The 16,705-nt window shown below is 46.9% G+C and carries 13 protein-coding genes; 9 read left to right on the top strand and 4 right to left on the bottom strand.

The annotated features are described in order from the left end of the window. Nucleotides 1–18 precede the first annotated feature (18 nt). Entirely contained in the window at nt 19–816 is a 798-nt protein-coding gene (locus tag L5L98_RS17925) for a polymer-forming cytoskeletal protein (protein ID WP_263142701.1), read from the bottom strand. 284 nt (nt 817–1,100) lie between these two features. Here L5L98_RS17925 and zapE point away from each other — a divergent pair, with 284 nt between their 5' ends. Both zapE and L5L98_RS17935 read left to right on the top strand, forming a co-directional pair. Then, nucleotides 1,101–2,381 carry a cell division protein ZapE gene (gene zapE, locus L5L98_RS17930; protein ID WP_263142665.1) on the top strand — a complete coding sequence of 427 codons (1,281 nt, stop codon included), beginning with the start codon at nt 1,101–1,103 and terminating at the stop codon, nt 2,379–2,381. 588 nt (nt 2,382–2,969) lie between these two features. Beyond that, on the top strand, nt 2,970–4,595 hold the full coding sequence (locus tag L5L98_RS17935; protein ID WP_263142667.1) for a methyl-accepting chemotaxis protein: 1,626 nt from the start codon (nt 2,970–2,972) through the stop codon (nt 4,593–4,595). Between the two features lie 123 nt (nt 4,596–4,718). Here L5L98_RS17935 and L5L98_RS17940 read toward each other — a convergent pair whose 3' ends face one another. Then, nucleotides 4,719–5,717, bottom strand: a complete 999-nt coding sequence (locus tag L5L98_RS17940; protein WP_263142669.1) for a LysR family transcriptional regulator — start codon at nt 5,715–5,717, stop codon at nt 4,719–4,721. Between the two features lie 138 nt (nt 5,718–5,855). Between L5L98_RS17940 and L5L98_RS17945 the strand changes: the two genes are divergently transcribed. After that, nucleotides 5,856–6,815 carry a sodium-dependent bicarbonate transport family permease gene (locus L5L98_RS17945; RefSeq protein ID WP_263142671.1) on the top strand — a complete coding sequence of 320 codons (960 nt, stop codon included), beginning with the start codon at nt 5,856–5,858 and terminating at the stop codon, nt 6,813–6,815. A gap of 77 nt (nt 6,816–6,892) precedes the next feature. On the opposite strand, the gene L5L98_RS17950 is transcribed toward L5L98_RS17945, so the two are convergent. Further along, nucleotides 6,893–7,864 carry a sensor domain-containing diguanylate cyclase gene (locus tag L5L98_RS17950; RefSeq protein WP_263142673.1) on the bottom strand — a complete coding sequence of 324 codons (972 nt, stop codon included), beginning with the start codon at nt 7,862–7,864 and terminating at the stop codon, nt 6,893–6,895. Between the two features lie 105 nt (nt 7,865–7,969). Further along, a complete protein-coding gene (gene glnE / locus L5L98_RS17955; protein WP_263142674.1) occupies nt 7,970–10,825 on the bottom strand; it encodes a bifunctional [glutamate--ammonia ligase]-adenylyl-L-tyrosine phosphorylase/[glutamate--ammonia-ligase] adenylyltransferase in 2,856 nt (951 codons plus the stop codon). Between the two features lie 238 nt (nt 10,826–11,063). On the opposite strand from glnE, the gene L5L98_RS17960 reads away from it, so the two are divergent. The 6 genes from L5L98_RS17960 to L5L98_RS17985 all read left to right on the top strand — a co-directional run bounded on the left by L5L98_RS17960 (nt 11,064) and on the right by L5L98_RS17985 (nt 16,687). Beyond that, nucleotides 11,064–12,035, top strand: coding sequence for a hypothetical protein (locus L5L98_RS17960; protein ID WP_263142675.1), 972 nt, complete (start codon nt 11,064–11,066; stop codon nt 12,033–12,035). A 13-nt stretch (nt 12,036–12,048) separates the two neighbouring features. Continuing rightward, nucleotides 12,049–12,948, top strand: coding sequence for a DUF350 domain-containing protein (locus L5L98_RS17965; protein ID WP_113939026.1), 900 nt, complete (start codon nt 12,049–12,051; stop codon nt 12,946–12,948). Nucleotides 12,949–12,952: 4 nt separating this feature from the next. Then, nucleotides 12,953–14,677 (top strand): polyamine aminopropyltransferase, encoded by a 1,725-nt coding sequence (locus L5L98_RS17970; RefSeq protein WP_263142677.1) that lies wholly within the window; start codon nt 12,953–12,955, stop codon nt 14,675–14,677. A 78-nt stretch (nt 14,678–14,755) separates the two neighbouring features. Then, nucleotides 14,756–15,169 carry a YjfI family protein gene (locus L5L98_RS17975; RefSeq protein WP_105251554.1) on the top strand — a complete coding sequence of 138 codons (414 nt, stop codon included), beginning with the start codon at nt 14,756–14,758 and terminating at the stop codon, nt 15,167–15,169. An 11-nt stretch (nt 15,170–15,180) separates the two neighbouring features. Then, entirely contained in the window at nt 15,181–15,870 is a 690-nt protein-coding gene (locus L5L98_RS17980) for a PspA/IM30 family protein (protein ID WP_028761835.1), read from the top strand. 163 nt (nt 15,871–16,033) lie between these two features. Next, complete coding sequence (locus L5L98_RS17985) at nt 16,034–16,687, top strand: DUF4178 domain-containing protein (protein WP_263142678.1); 654 nt, start codon at nt 16,034–16,036, stop codon at nt 16,685–16,687. The last annotated feature ends 18 nt before the right edge of the window (nt 16,688–16,705 follow it).

Raw genomic sequence — 16,705 nt, forward strand, 5'->3', positions numbered from 1 at the left:
AAATGCGCGATCGACAGATTAGAGCTTATTGGTCGCACTGTCGCTGGCTGGCGGTGCGCCATTATCACCCTGCGTCATCTGTTCATGGCCTTGTTCCATTTGTTGCAAATCTTCCATCGCCGAATCCTGCTGCATAGCCTGCGGATCAGGATCAGTTGCCGGTAATACCGCCATATTGTCGGCATTCGCGCTATTTAGCGTAGCAGGTTGATCAGGAGCCATACCATTTACTGCCTTAAGCCCCTCGATTGCCGGAGACACCTCAGTTTTCAACGTGCTGTCACTAAGATTCGGTAACCACTCACGCAATTGCTCTGGTCCAAAACTAAAACCTAACGCTATGACGACAGTTGCCACTGCAACATACAGCCAAGGGCGAATCGCCAGATTATCACCTCTTAGTAAAGTGCTTTCACTGGCATATAAATGCGCATCTGAGCGTTGAGCTATTGGCGCGAGTGCTTGTAGCATATCCGGCAAGGCATCGAGTTCAGGACCTTTAATACGCTGACCAATAAACTGCCCACCTTCGTAAATCTCCATCTGATGACTGGCGACTTCACCGTCAACCACACCAGAACTGGTAATAATCAACTTATTACAACAGACTCTTCCGCGAAATACGCCACAAACCCGCAGCTCATGACAACTGACTTCACCAGAGATCTCGCCGCCAAGTTCGATCTTAATTTGTCCTGCTGATCTAATCTTGCCCTGCAATTTACCCGCAATGAATGCCGCGCTCTCTAACTGAATGTCGCCCTCAATCAAGGTTTGTGCACTGATAACCGTAATGCCATTGCCCTTACTCGCCATAGGATTCATTCCATATCATTATTTTTGTGACAAAGATGTTATGGTAAAAGTCCTCGAGAATAAAGCACTGGTTTCGCTTAGTATTTAACCTAAGCTTCAGAGCGGGACTTAAGTCACGTCAGCGACTATGTTACCCTGCGCATCTTGCCATATGGCTCCCGAGTACCTGAATATGAGTAACAGGATGCCTCAAAAAGGTGAGTGCTGATATCGCACTAAAACAAAGCTAAAGAACACTCTAACTGCAGCAAACACCGAAAACAAACCGCCAACGAGACCCCGACATGGCACATTCAAACTCCGCTAGCTCGCAATCGATAACCCCAATCGTGACACCACTTGAAGCGTATCGCGCCAAGGTGTGCATAGATCTCATTGACGATCCCGCGCAGCAACAGGCGGTGTTGGCGCTCGATGTACTATTTAAGCAGTTGATGCTACAGCCACATTCAGCACAGTTTTCCCTTATCAACAAACAAGCAATCAAAGGTCTGTATCTGTGGGGCGATGTAGGTCGGGGCAAAACGTTTCTGATGGATTTGTTTTTCGATTGTTTGCCGAGTGAAGGCAAGTTAAGACTGCATTTTCACCGATTTATGGCACGGATTCACCAAGCATTACGCGAACATTCGGGTAAACGAGATCCGTTAACTCTCATAGCTAAAAATCTCGCAAAAGAGTGCAAGGTGCTGTGTTTCGATGAGTTTTTTGTCTCGGACATTGGCGATGCCATGATACTCGCTGGGCTCTTTGAATGCCTATTCAAACAAGGTGTGGTGCTGGTCGCCACCTCAAATATTCCTATTGAGCGCTTATATGAGAACGGCCTAGCTAGACACAGATTTTTACCTTGCATCCAACTGCTGCAAACACACACTCAAATGCTGCATCTCAATGGCAACCAAGACCATAGAATGCACGCCATCAATGCTTCATTAAACAACGAGATTGGCATTGATAGCGCTGAAGTTAACGCCTCGATTTCCCGCAATATAGGCATTACCGGAACACTCGATTTTGAGCGGATTTTTGACAAGCTAGTGAATGGGTTAACGCCAAATACACTCAGTATGAGCGCTATTGGCATTAGTGATAGCAGAATGAGTAATGCTAGCCTCACCATCTGCAACCGTGAAATTCCAGTGATCCGCACCGCTATAGCGCCAACAGGCAACTCAGTCGCTTGGTTCGACTTTTATGCCCTATGTGACGGCCCGAGATCCCAGCTCGATTATATCGAAATCACCAGTCGATTTAAGATCTTAATGGTAAGCGGCGTTCCCAAATTAGGCGGCGAAATAAAAGGCTGGATCCGTGCCCGCGGCACAGAGGACGGTACAGGTGATAACCAAGCCGCAGCCACGGGCGAGCGCAAACTCTCCTATGCGGCCAACGACGACCCAGCACGGCGCTTTATTAGCTTGATTGATGAGTTATACGATCAAAATGTCAGCTTATATCTCAGCTGCGACGTGCCACTGAGTGAACTCTATCAAGGTGGCGCACTCAGTTTTGAATTCCGCCGCACCTACAGTCGATTAATAGCAATGAGTCGAAGTGAATGACCGTAAAACATTAGCGATTTATCGCTCTGTTGAGTTAGACCAAAAGCCTAATATTGATAAGCGAGAAGTTAGTCATCACGATAAAAATTCGAGGAACAATTAGTGACAAGATAATTCATGCATTCAGAATATAACAAGTCAAATACGCTATTTGCAGATACAAGCCTAGAAAGATGAATAAGTACCTAAATTGAAAATCTGCAATCATAGACAAACTAGTACAGAAAAAAACATTATAATAGTTAAAAATCAAATACATAAAGTAATAAATCCATCTACCATAATCGATTCAATCCACACAACCAAATGACTCATTACGTTCAATTTGCTTCTAGCTGTTGCTAACCTTGAGTTTTAAGGTACGGTGTAACTTAGTTTCAATTATTCTAATTTACAGCCTATAGGTTTAAATCGATCAAATTTACAACCTGCAACATAAAAGCTCAAAAATATAATCTATAGTTTATGCAACCAACTAAAGACTCATGATTCTGACTAAGCGCCATGACACTTAGTTCGAAATATTCGCTAGAAAATATTAAGAACTGCCTTAAACGGAACTCTTTTAAATACAGGGACGATTAACTTATGTGGTTACGACAATTTAAGATTGGCTCACGATTAATTGCTGCGTTTGGATTACTTGCTCTTGTGTTGCTACTTCAAGGAATCATGTCATTACAGACAATGTCATCCATGCGATCCACTGCAGAAGAAATTGAAGATAATACCCTACCTACGCTGGTCAGTCTGTCGAGCATCAACCTCAATGTGATGCGTGCTAGGGTGTTTACATTTCGCCTGTTATTAGCAAATTCGACTGCTGAACTTAACAAAGGACTCGATGCATTAAGGCAAATCCGCCAGAGTATTAAAACAGATCAAAAAAACTATGAGCCTTTAATTAGCCTGCCAGGTGAGCAGGAGCTCTATCAAGAATTTAGTGGCAGCCTTGATCTGTATTTAAAGCATCAAGATGAGATGATCAGCAAGCTACAGGCGAATGATGCAGCCGAAGCTAAACGGATCATGGATGATGTCATGATAGTGCAAGCCGAAAAAATGACAAAGACGCTCATTAGCATTGGCAGCTTGAATACTGAATATGCAAAGGAACAAGGTCAAATAACTGCACAAGCCTACGACGAGAGTAAATGGCTAAACAGCATTATGATAGTGGGCTCCTTAATCGCTGCATTTGTAGTGGCAATATTTTTAACTCGCAGTATCGTGCAGCCAATGAAGGAAGCTGTAGGCATTTCAGTGGCAGTCGCAAGGGGGGATTTAACGCAGAAAATCAGCACAGAGGGTAAAGATGAAACCAGTCAACTGATGCAATCATTAGCTGAAATGCAGCAAAACCTGCGCGACACTTTATCCCATATAGCAAACTCCTCTAGCCAGCTCGCCTCCGCCGCCGAAGAACTCAATTCAGTCACTGAAGATGCTTCCCGCGGCATACAGCAACAAAATGATGAAATACAGCAAGCGGCAACTGCGATTACCGAAATGAGTTCGGCAGTAGATGAAGTTGCCAATACGGCGGTGCTCGCTTCAGAAGCCTCTGAAGAAACCGCCCGCAGTACCGAATTAGGTAAAAAACAGGTAGATGAGACAGTCGCTGCCATTATCGACATGAATCAGGATGTGACGCAAAGTTCACAGGTTGTTCAAACCTTAGCGATTCAAGCGAGGGATATAGGTAAAGTTCTCGATGTGATCCGCGCCATTGCTGAGCAAACAAATTTACTGGCCTTAAACGCAGCCATTGAAGCGGCGCGAGCGGGCGACACAGGCCGTGGTTTTGCGGTTGTTGCTGATGAAGTTCGCGCCCTAGCCCATCGCACTCAGTCCTCGACCCGTGAAATTGAAGACATGATTAACAAAATCCAGCATGGCACCGAAACGGCTGTGCAATCGATGCAGCACAGCGGCCAAAAGGCTGAGCAGGCACTCTCAGTCGCAAGATTAGCAGGGGATGCATTAAACACGATTAATCGCCAAATCAGTACTATGAATAACAGCAACATGGTCATCGCAAGCGCCGCCGAAGAGCAAGCGAAAGTCGCACGCGAGGTCGATAAAAACATTGTGAATATTAGTGATCTTGCCAGCCAAAGTGCTGCGGGGGCACAGCAAACCAGTGCCTCGGCACATGAACTCTCAAGACTCGCCGTTGAACTGAACAATCTACTGACGCGATTTAAAGTCTAGAGTATCGCTTTATAATGGAATCTGAGGGTAATGGCGCAAGATGTGTTCAACAGTTACCCTCAATGCATAACGCTATGATCTAGTTTAATAAAGCTTCCATAATACAAGCGAGACTCAAGAGTGCTAGGACCGAGTTTGCGGTGCATGATTAAAGTGCATAGCCAGTTCACTGATATCAGTGGCAACCCATTCTGGCTCGATACACTCGACCAAATGCGCCGCCATAAAGTCCACCATTTGCATGGCGGCATAGGGCAAACGGCGATCTTTACGGCCAACTAGATACCAGTTACTTTCGAGCGGAAAACCCGTAACAGTTAGAATTGCAGGTTTTTCGCGCCCTTCTTGCAAGGTATGCGCCGAAATCACCGACAAACCTAAGCCCGACGCGACGCTTAAGCGTATCGCCTCATTACTCTCGATTTGCATAGTGTCACCGAGCGTGATGCCTTGGCCACTGCACCAAGACTCGAACATTAAGCGGGTGGCGGATCCCGGTTCGCGAACGATAAAACGCTCATTCTTAAGCTCGTTAAAATTCACTTGTTCACGACCCACAGCCCAATGCTCCTTTGGTGCAATCAGTTGCAGCGGATTTTTAATGATGCGTGCAGATAACACGTTATCGCCACTTGGAGGATGACTGAACAGGTATAAATCATCTTCTTGACGTTCAAATCTGCCTAATACATGGGCACGGTTACCAATATTTAAGGTCACTTTAACCTGTGGAAACTGCCGATAAAATGCCCCTAAAATCCGTGGTAACACGTATTTTGCGGTAGTGACAATACCGATATTAATGTGACCGACACTGCCACCTTTAGCCTGCTGCATAAAAGCATCGAAATCCTCAAAACGACTCAAGGTATCGCAGGCTGCGCGGTACAACTCATTACCAATCAAGGTCGGTAACATGCGGCCATCACGACTCTCGAGTAATGGCTCGTCCAACACATCGGCCAGTTTTTTAAGCTGTAATGACACTGTGGGTTGAGTTAAATGCAATGCCCTCGCCGCTGCGGAAATATTACCTAACCGCACCACTTGCACATACACCTGCAGTAACCGAAAACTCAAATGCCGCAATTTAAGCTGAGTCGATGACGAACGCTTATCCATAGACAATTATCTATACCTAGGTGGTAAACAATTTATTTTTCAATATAACCAATTAGGTCCAAAATCACCAGCCATCAGGATCACCCGACAAACAAGCGCGTTTTGTACGGCTTAAAAGTCAAACTTAATGAGATACCCATGCCCGATATTGTCATTGCATTTTTCGCCTTAGGCCTGTTAGCTGGCCTAGTGAAATCAGATCTTAAAGTCCCACCCGCGATCTACGAAACCCTATCCATACTGTTAATGCTTACCTTAGGTTTAAAGGGCGGAATGGCGCTCCACGGTCACACTCAAAACTTAGTGATCACTGAGCTGTTAGCGGTTGTTGCCTTAGGTTTGATTATCCCCTTGGCCTTATACCCTGTACTAACTCGGCTGGTTCGCATTGGCCATACCGATGTCATTAGTATTGCCGCCCATTACGGCTCCGTCAGTGCGGGAACCTTTGCGGTGGTGATGGCTATGGTTGAAAAATCTGGGCTGATCTTAAGGCCAGAAACGACCCTATATCTCGTGCTGCTGGAACTACCTGCTATTGTCGTAATGCTCTGGTTACACAGATACTTAAGTGCCAAAAAAGCAATTGAAACATCACCCAAAAATGAAAATCAATCAAGCGTGTTGCACGAAGCCTTAACCAGCCGCGGCGTTGTCTTACTCCTTGGCGGTGTGGTGATAGGTTGGCTTTATGGCCCAACGGGACTTGCGCCGCTTACACCTGTGCTACTAGGCGGGTTCAAAACTTTACTGGCATTATTTTTACTGGAAATGGGCTTAGTAACGGCCAAAGTGTGTTTGCCGCTACCACTTAAACAATGGCGCCTATTAGCGTTTGCCGCCGTAGCGCCCTTTGTATTGGCTTGGTGTGGTATTGGTGTAGGCGTTTGGCTGGACTTACCTTCAGGCAGCATTTTAGTGTTAGCGGCATTAAGTGCCAGCGCATCTTATATCGCAGCGCCAGCGGCCATTCGTGCCGCAATCCCCGAAGCCAATATAGGTCTGGCTATGCTAGCCTCACTCGGGATCACATTTCCGGTTAACGTATTAATTGGCTTACCCTTATATCAACATTGGGTAACGCTCATTACAGCTTAGTACTTCTTCGCCGAATAAAGTCCAATGAAAAGGGAGACATTATTGTCTCCCTTTTCATTGGCATAAGCGTAAACAATTTAAGATGCATCACTGTGATGTGTGGCTTTATCCTGATACATGGCTTTATCGGCGGAATCTAACAGATCCTCTAAGCTCATATCTGAATCCGGCGTCCAATGGACGATACCTATGCTGGTCGCCAATCTATGTTGCTTAGGATGCTGTTGATTATATTGCTCAAGTAACTGCTTAAAACGCTCGATGACCCGATTGACGGTATCTCTATGCACAAAACTTAACAGCACCACAAACTCATCGCCGCCAAGCCTTGCGATCACATCCGACTCCCTAAAAGCGGTCATTAAGATATGGGCAAAATCATATAACACCTGATCGCCCTTGCGATGACCAAAGCTGTCATTCACTTCCTTGAAAAAGTCGAGATCGAAGAATACTAAGGCCGCCTCAGATTCGGTACGTCGACAACTCGCCAGCGCCTGATGGGCCAGTAATTCAAAACCACGTCGATTCGAAATAGCTGTCAAGGGATCTAAGGTATTTTGCGCGATAGAGAGTAATTCAGCCTCTACCATTTGTCCTAAATCCGTTAAGGTTTCAATGTCTTCAGCCGTAAAATCCCGCGGTTCAGTACCGATTAAACACAAAGTACCCACCCGATATTGCTCGTGAATGGTGAGGGGATAGCCGGCGTAAAAGCGAATATGCGGCAGCTCAGTCACCAGAGGATTGTCACTAAAACGGGGATCTTTGAGGGCGTCGTTCACGATGAAAATGCCGTCATGATTGATCGCATGTCCACAAAATGAAATTTCCCTTGGTGTTTCAGTCACCTCTAGTCCTTGACGAGATTTAAACCACTGCCGCTCGGCATCCACTAAGGTCACAACACAAGTCGGCAAGGAGAAAATTCTGCGCGTGAGCCGAGTGATACGATCGAAACGTTCCTCGGCATCGGTGTCGAGCACATTGAGTGCGCGTAACGTGGCCAAACGTTGCAGCTCGTTTTCAGGGATAGTAGGTAATTGCATGGTGCTCTCTGCTAACTGCTCTCATTAAACTCTAGCCTAAATTGCTTATTCTTGCGGAGTTAAGGCCGATATTCGTTCCAGCCTTACTCCCTTTAGATGACTGTACTATTCCAGCACAGCGCGATAGATATTAAGCACTCGCTCGGCATGTTCCTCAACCTCTAACACAGGTAACTGCCCCGCCTTTTGTTGCAGAGTCAGGCGATGATTTTCATCCCTGAGCAAGCAATAGGTTTGGGTTAAATGCTGGGCACTCATTATAGGCAAAAGCTCAAGCTCAGCTAACACCCCAAAAATCCGCACATTGTCAGACCAAATCGTTAGTTCTGGATACTCATGGGCATTAGCCAGCACTAAGTACTGGGCAATAAACTCGATATCAGCAATACCGCCGGGACTCTGTTTTAGATCAAACATGCCATCGCTGGCTTTGAGCAAGTGATCACGCATCTTCTGACGCATCTCACGTACTGCTTTTTGCAGCTCAACTTTATCCCGTGGTTTTTCTAATATCGAGGCGCGAATTCGGCTAAATTTGACCGCTAAACTATTGTCGCCGAAAACAAAACGTGAGCGCACTAAGGCTTGATGTTCCCACGTCCATGCCTCGTTAGCTTGGTATTCGCCAAAGCGTTCAATCTCACTGACCATCAAACCCGAGGCGCCAGAAGGACGCAAACGCATATCCACTTCGTACAACTCACCCGAAGTGGTACGAGTAGAGAACAAATGCAGAATACGCTGGGCGAGTTTGAGGTAGAAATGGCCGACTTCAATCGGCCGTTCACCATTGGTCTGGCTGTTATCTGCTTTGTTTTCACACAAGAAAACTAAATCGAGATCGGAGCCGTAACCTAATTCGATCCCACCGAGCTTGCCATAGCCGACAACGGCAAAGCCGGTGTCATTGCCCTCAAGGTGAGCGGGCACACCGTGGCGCACTGAAACCTGTTGCCACGCCTGCATCACCACTTGCTCTATGATGGCTTCGGCTAAAAAGGTTAAGTGATCGCTCACTTGCATCACAGGTAAAACACCCGTGACATCGGCGGCGGCGATTTTAAGTTGTTGTGACAGCTTAAATTGTCGCAGCGCTTCCATCTGCTGCTCCATATCATCCTCGGGCACCCGCAACATGTACTGGCGCAGCTCGCTCGGATAATCATCGATGGAGGTTGTGTCATAAAGCTGCGACGGATCGATAAGCTCATCGAGCAGCATGGGAAATTTAGCCAACTGCGCCGCAATCCAAGGACTGGCGCAGCACAGGCTCACTAACTGTTGCCGCGCGCCAGGGTTTTCACACAAAAGCTCAAGGTAAGTGGTGCGAGTTAAAATCTGCTCCAGCACCTTAGACACGGGCTCAAAGGCAGCCGATGGACTCTGTTGATTAATCAACTCTTCCAATAATCTTGGCATTAATTTATCTAAGGTTTCCCGCCCGCGTGGACCAATGGAACGCTTAGTGACAGTCTCACGCCAGCTGCTGAGCATAGGGCACAGCTTGTCATCGTCGATTTGCTGTTCGGCCAATAGCGCGACGGCATCATCAATATCTTGCACATGCCACAGCTGCGTTGTCCAATGCTCGGCCTTTTCTTCGCCTTCTTCACCGCCCACGGTGGCTTTAAAGTGACGATGGATTTTGCTCATTGCCGCTTCGATATGGGTGCGTAAATCGACCTCGTTGGCCATATCGAGCACATGGCACAATCGCGCCCAATCGAGTGGATTATTCGGCAAGGTTTGGGTTTGTTTATCGTCTATGGCTTGCAGTAAATTCTCCACTCGGCGCAGCAGTAAATAGCTGTGTTTAAGCTCATCGACCGCCAAATATTCAAACTGCCCTAAGCTGTAGAGCGTATCGATAGCGCCGAATAAACTCTGCTGACGCAGCGCAGGCTCGCGGCCACCACGAATTAATTGGAAACTCTGCACCACGAACTCGACCTCACGAATACCGCCCGCGCCGAGTTTAATATTGTCGGTCAAATGACGACGTCGCACTTCTTGGGCGATGAGTTGCTTCATTTTTCGCAGGGATTCAATCGCTGAAAAGTCGATATAGCGGCGATACACAAAGGGTCTGAGCAGGCTGTGTAATTCATCGGAGAAATGGCTCCAAGGTCCGAGCGCACGCGCCTTGACCATGGCATAGCGTTCCCAATCTCGGCCCTGTTCTTGGTAATAATCCTCAAGGCCACTAAAACTCACCACCAGCGGCCCACTTTCTCCGTAGGGGCGCAAACGCATATCCACGCGGAACACGAAACCATCGACGGTAACTTGGTCTAGCAAGTTCACTAACCTTTGTCCCATGCGGATAAAAAATTGTTGATTGTCTAAACTGCGACGCCCACCGACGGTTTCACCATGTTCAGGGAAAGTGAAAATCAAGTCGATATCGGAGGAGAAATTGAGCTCGCGGCCGCCTAACTTGCCCATGCCTAAAATCAGCAATGGCTGTGCATTGCCTTCTTTGTCCATCGGCGTGCCGTATTGGGCGCACATATCTTTATAGAGCCAATCGCGGGCGCAAATCACTAACGCTTCGGCAAGCGCCGACAGATCGAGCAGGGATGCTTCTAAACTGGCGTAGTCTAAAAAGTCACGCCAAGCTAAGCGCACCATTTGGTAGTTACGAAACCGTCGCAGGCTGGCTTTTGCCATCTCTTCAGTTGTGGCGCTGCTCAGCACTTCGTGTAACTCAAGATCAAAGTTTTTACGCTCAATCAAGCTTAACTCGCCGGCAAACAGCCTGTTAATCCACTCGGGATGTCGGCATAACTGGGCCGCCACGTAATCACTGAGCCCTAGAACCGTTTTGAGTTCTTGCTGCTGGGCAGGTGTTAATTGCGCGAGTCCTTCGGACCATACTTCCTCTAACCGCAGCCAGTTGTGCTCAGCGGTTTGATTAACGAGAATAGACAATGACTTATTACTGTCTTTTTGCATGGTCATAATAATCCCTAACAAATTTAGCTATCGACATATTATGTCGTAAATGATATAGATTGACGCCACATCATGTTATGTTCGACGAGACTTGCAGCTACCTGATGTAGCACACAAATAAAGGTATCCCCTTTTATCTGTGGCATTTAAGGGTACTATAACCTGCGCAGCAGGCATATTGGGCAAGCAGATTATTATTGCCTGCAAGTATTTGAGTTTTATTTCATTACCATTTGGAGAAAACATGGCAGGAATGCTAACCCGTGTTCTCACATCGATCCTCTTTTTAGCCGTTATGCTGTCGCTGACGGGTTGTGGCGATGAGAGACCGGATAAAATCGCGAAGTATCAACAACTCACGCAGCAACGTCTCGCTACGCTCACGACGATGATCGATGACGGGCAGTTGCGTAACGCTAACCTCTTAAAACAATACACCACACTGTTAAAGCAGCAGAAACCTGATTTAGCCCCATTACTTGATGAATTAGCAAAGGATTCTGGCACCCAAGGTCCCATGTATTCCTCGCTGAAACGTCGATTAGATGAATCGAAAGTGGCGAGTAACTTTGCCGATCTCGATCAACAGCTGGCCGAAGCGGAAAATCTTTATCAAGCCGCTGATCCCAGTTTGTTTAACGATATGTTGTCAGACCCTGTCAACGTGGTTGCCGATATGTCCGACGGCAAACTTGCCCGCGTGAATGCGATTAGCCGTGAGGCAGCAACATTAGCCAATGGCGGCGAAGATTTTGGTCCAGGCAGTCAGCTAGTTGGTAATCCGTCTTACGGTAACTGGCAAACCGACTCGAGCGGCACGTCGTTTTGGGCTTGGTATGGCATGTATTCGATGTTTTCGAATGTCTTCAATCGCCCAGTTTCCTACGATCGTTGGTCGGGTAACCGAGGTTATAGCTATTACAATGACGTAGGTCGTTATCGCTATACCTCACCCAAACAAGCGGATGCGCAAAATAAGACTTTCGAACAAACGAAAAAACGTTTCGACTCACAAGGCAAGCGCTTTGACAGCCCTTATGCTAAGCCGCGAACTGGTGGCACGGCGTTATCCCGTGAAAGTACCAGCGCACCTAAGGCCAGCACGACAAGTGCGAGCAAGAGTTCGAACAGTAAGTTTCGATCTAACTATGCTAAAGACAGCAGTTTCCGCAATTCCAGCAATCGCACGACCCGCAGTGTGCGCCGGGGCAAGTAACTAAGGATTTCCAATGACATTATTTCAGGATTTCGGTATCACACCAGAGCTAGCCATCATTCTGGCTATCGATCTCACCATAGCCGTGATTTTGCTAACGCTAATGCGTTATTTGCAAGGTTGGAGTGTAAAGGTCAATAGCAGTAAGGAGCTGGCAGAGCGGGATAACTTTGCCTTTGGCATAAGTACCGCTGGCGCAGTTGCCGCCCTAGGCATAGTGCTTACTGGCGCTATCACAGGCGCTGCGGCACACTCTTATCTTACCGAAGCGATTGGCATGAGCTGCTATGGTTTATTCGGTTTAGTACTGATTAAACTCGGCCGTTTCCTCCACGATAAAATAGCGCTAAATGAGTTTGATAAGAACGAGCAAATCATCAAAGGTAATGTGTCCGTCGCTATCGTCGATGCCAGCGTTGCTATTGCTACCGCCATTATCATTCGCTCTGTCTTGCTGTGGGCAGAAGATTTAACGGTCGATACCTTCATTGCCATCTTCAGCGCCTTTGCGATTTCGCAGTTGATGTTAGTGCTACTCACGCGCTGGCGTGAAAACCGTTTCGCAAGCCGCAACCAAGACTCATCTATGCAGCAAGCCTTAGCCCAAGGTCATACAGCGTTAGCGCTACGCCATGCGGGTTATATGATTGCTATGGCACTGAGCTTTAATGCCGCCAGTCACTTTATTATTTATAATCCAACGGCTTATGTGACTAACGTGATCGGTTGGTTAGTGTTTTCAGTCATTATGCTGATCGCGCTCTCCTTACTGCTGTTCGTCGTGAAGAAACTGGTATTAGCCCGTATCGATTTAGCCGATGAAGTGGAAAGACAACACAATATCGGTATCGCCGCAGTAGAAATGGCGATCAGTATCGCTATCGCACTTATTCTTACGGCACTGATGGCTTAATCGAATGCAAGAAATTAGCTTAACTCCCTCGGCGGCTAAACCTAGCCGCCTAGGTTGGTTCGACGATGTTCTCTTATTGGGCATTATGGCCGTATTAGCAGGTTGCGGCCTGATCTACGAATATCTTTTATCCCACTATGCGGGCCGCATTTTAGGCGCATTAGAAGCCGCCATTTACACCATGATAGGCTTAATGATTGTCTCCATGGGGCTAGGTGCCTTCGCCGCGCGTAAGATCCGTGATGCCTTTACCGGTTTTGTGATCTTAGAACTCACAGTTGCACTCTGTGGCTCACTCGCCATTTTAATCACAGCAGCGGTGATTGGTTTTGGTCAACAACTACCATTGATCATTGCTAACACCTTAGGTTTACCGCCAGATCAACTGCCCGAAGGTGGCATGATAGGCTCGCTGCAAAAACTCAGCGAATACTTACCCTATGTGTGGGGTGTGTTATTGGGCCTGATGATTGGTATGGAAATCCCGCTGATTGCTAGGGTTCGCCAATCCCTTTCCGACGAGCATTTACTGCATAACGCGGGCACCATTTACGGAGCTGATTACATAGGCGCAGGCATAGGTGCCGCAATTTGGGTTGGCTTTATGCTCGCCATCGATATCCAACTCGCCGCCGCCTTAACCGCCAGTTTCAATCTATTGGCAGGTTTTGTGTTTATCTGGCGATTCTGGCCTAAAATCCGCCGCCCTAAACTGCTTTTGAGTGGGCATTTTATCGTGACTGGCGTCTTACTAGTATTAGCAATCCACGGCCCACGCTGGGAGCAAGAATTCAATAATTTGCTCTATAAAGACAAAGTGGTTTACGCCAAGGCGACACGTTTCCAACAGCTGACCTTCACCGAGCGGTTGCGCGGTAACGGTCTGCCGCCCGTTTATGCTTTATACATCAATGGTCGCTTACAATTTTCTAGCATAGACGAGCACATCTACCATACGTTTCTCGTTCATCCTACGCTCGCGGCCAGTGCCCGTCACAACAAGGTGCTGATCATTGGCGGCGGTGATGGACTCGGTCTCAAACAAGTACTGCGCTGGGAGCCTGAACAAGTCACGCTGCTCGATCTCGATGTGGGCCTAGTGCAATTATTTAAATCGCCCGATACAGATATGCCCGATAGTCTCAGTCGCGCTATGTTGGCGCTCAATGGCAACGCACTGAACGATCCCCGTGTCACAGTGATCAACGACGATGCATTTAATGGTGTCGATAAACTGATTGCCACAGGCGTGAAATACGATGCGATTATCGTAGACTTGCCCGATCCGAGCCATCCCGATCTTAATAAGCTCTATTCGGACTATTTCTACCGTAAATTAAAGGAACTTATAAGCAGTGATGGCGCTCTGACTGTACAGTCAACATCGCCTTACCATGCCCCTAAGGCCTTTATTTCGGTAGCAAAAACCTTGGCATTGGCGGGATTTGACGTCAAGCAGTACCATCATAATGTGCCCAGTTTTGGCGAATGGGGCTGGAGTATTGCAACATTAGGCGGACTCGATGCACAACACAGATTAGCGAAGTTAACTGAGTTGCCCATCAAAGATGACTGGCTCACTTTAGGTTTAGTGGATGGCGCCTTTGAGTTTCCAGCCAATTTTTATCAAGATGCCGCCAACATAAAACCCAATGAATTGGGTTCATTGCAGCTGTATCACTACCATTTGCAAGATTGGTCCGAGAATCAAGGACTGGATCTTTTTTAATAGGATGAGATAGTACTTGACATATTATGTCTCGGTGCTATCTTTGAACACAGACATAATATGTCAATAAGGACAAATATGAATATCCATACCATTGCCAATCACCTCAACAGTCTTGGCAACAACAGCCAAACTGGCTTTCAATTTGATTGTTATCCAATCGATGGTGAAGTCGAAGTGTTGCAAGTGAATGTGGTCGGCCGTGAAGAAATCCCAGTATTTGTATCGGTAACGGACAACCAAGTACTTTGCATCAGCTACCTGTGGGGCGAGAACGAAGTAAATCAAGAACGTCGCAGTGAAATGTTTGAAACCATGCTAGAGCTCAACATTCCAATGCCCTTGTCAGCTTTTGCAAAAATTGATGACAAATACGTGGTTTACGGTGCGCTATCACTACAATCTAGCATGCTCGAAATCGAGCAAGAATTAGCAGTTTTATCTGATAACTGTTTAGAAGTTATTGATGAATTGGTCGACTATCTGAAATAAGGAGCCACAAAATGGGCATTCTGAATAAAATTTTAACAGCGTTTCGCGGTGGTGCCACCGAAGTTGGCCAAAGCATCGTTGACGCAAACTCAACCCGTATTTTCGAACAGGAAATCCGTGATGCAGAAAAGCATTTAACCAATGCTAAACGTGAACTGACCGATGTCATGGCAAAAGAAATGCAAGCCAGCCGTGAAATCGACCGTCTGAAACGTTCGATTGCAGAACACGAAGGTTATGCGACTCAAGCATTAGACAAAGGCAATGAAGCATTAGCGATTGAAATTGCTGAAAAGATTGCTCAGTTAGACCAAGAGTTGTCTGAGCAACAAAGCGCCAACGACAGCTTTAGCGCCCATGCTGCACGCTTGAAAGACTTAGTGAAGAAAACCGAACGCCAATTGTCTGATTATCAACGTCAGTTGAGCATGGTTAAAACCACCGAAAGCGTCCAAAAAGCGACGGCAACCATTACTGACTCGTTCGCGTCTAGCAACTCTAAGCTGCTGAACGCTAAAGATTCACTAGAACGTATCAAGGCACGTCAGCAACAATTTGACGACCGTTTAAAAGCGGCTGAAACCTTAGCCGATGAAAACAGTGATAAGTCGTTGCAAGCCAAACTAGCCGAAGCGGGTATTGGTGAGCAAAAGTCAAACGCAAATGCAGTGCTAGATCGAATCAAAGCACGTAAAAGCTAAGCAATGATTGACCGAATGCCGAGTCTCAGTGGGATCATCACCCCCTACTGACCTCGGCATTTTTTGTTTCATCCTCATTAAATAAAAATGATCACTATTGCCCGTGAATATCCGCAGCCAATCAATATGAGGCCGCACGCGAGCATAGTCAGCAGGAGTCACTATGGGATTTTTCAATAGTATTTTTGGTAAGAAAGCCCCGCCACAGCGCGAGCTCAATCACCCGTCCCAGCTCAATGTCGGCGACATGATCTCAATTGATGATAGTTTTGCCCTGCCACCACAACTCCGTGGTCAACAATTAAGAGTCGAAGCCGTACATACTTACGAGTCGGAACGTAAACAACACTCCGAGTGGTTACTCAAGGGACATGGTAGCGATACTCTCTTTTTGAGCATTGAAGAAGACGACGAAACCTATCTCGCCTTTTCGATGAAGGTTTCCCGCGCCCAAGTGGAGCAATTATTCAATCTCGAGCAATTCAGCGCCCTGTTCGAGGAACCGGGTCATGCCGAGTTAACTACGCAAGTATTACCGGCCGACTTAGCTGAACAACTTGAACAATGGCTTGGAAAACAATACCACCAAGTGACTTTTGCCGCTTTTGGCTATTTCCATCGTCAGGATTATCGTGGCCAAAAGCCGCCACAGGATGCCAATGGCGCCACAGGTGAGCCCTTTGAGTACTATTTATTACTTGATGACAATGAAAGCTGCGCCGTCGAAGTGGAAGTCTACGAAGGGGGTGATACAGATGTCGTCTTGACCCTATATCGCCCGCTAACGGATATTCGGGAATACTGGCCGGCGAAATAACACAAAAAAAAGATAAAG

This window comes from Shewanella sp. SM23, from assembly GCF_025654295.1.
Taxonomy (GTDB): domain Bacteria; phylum Pseudomonadota; class Gammaproteobacteria; order Enterobacterales; family Shewanellaceae; genus Shewanella; species Shewanella oncorhynchi.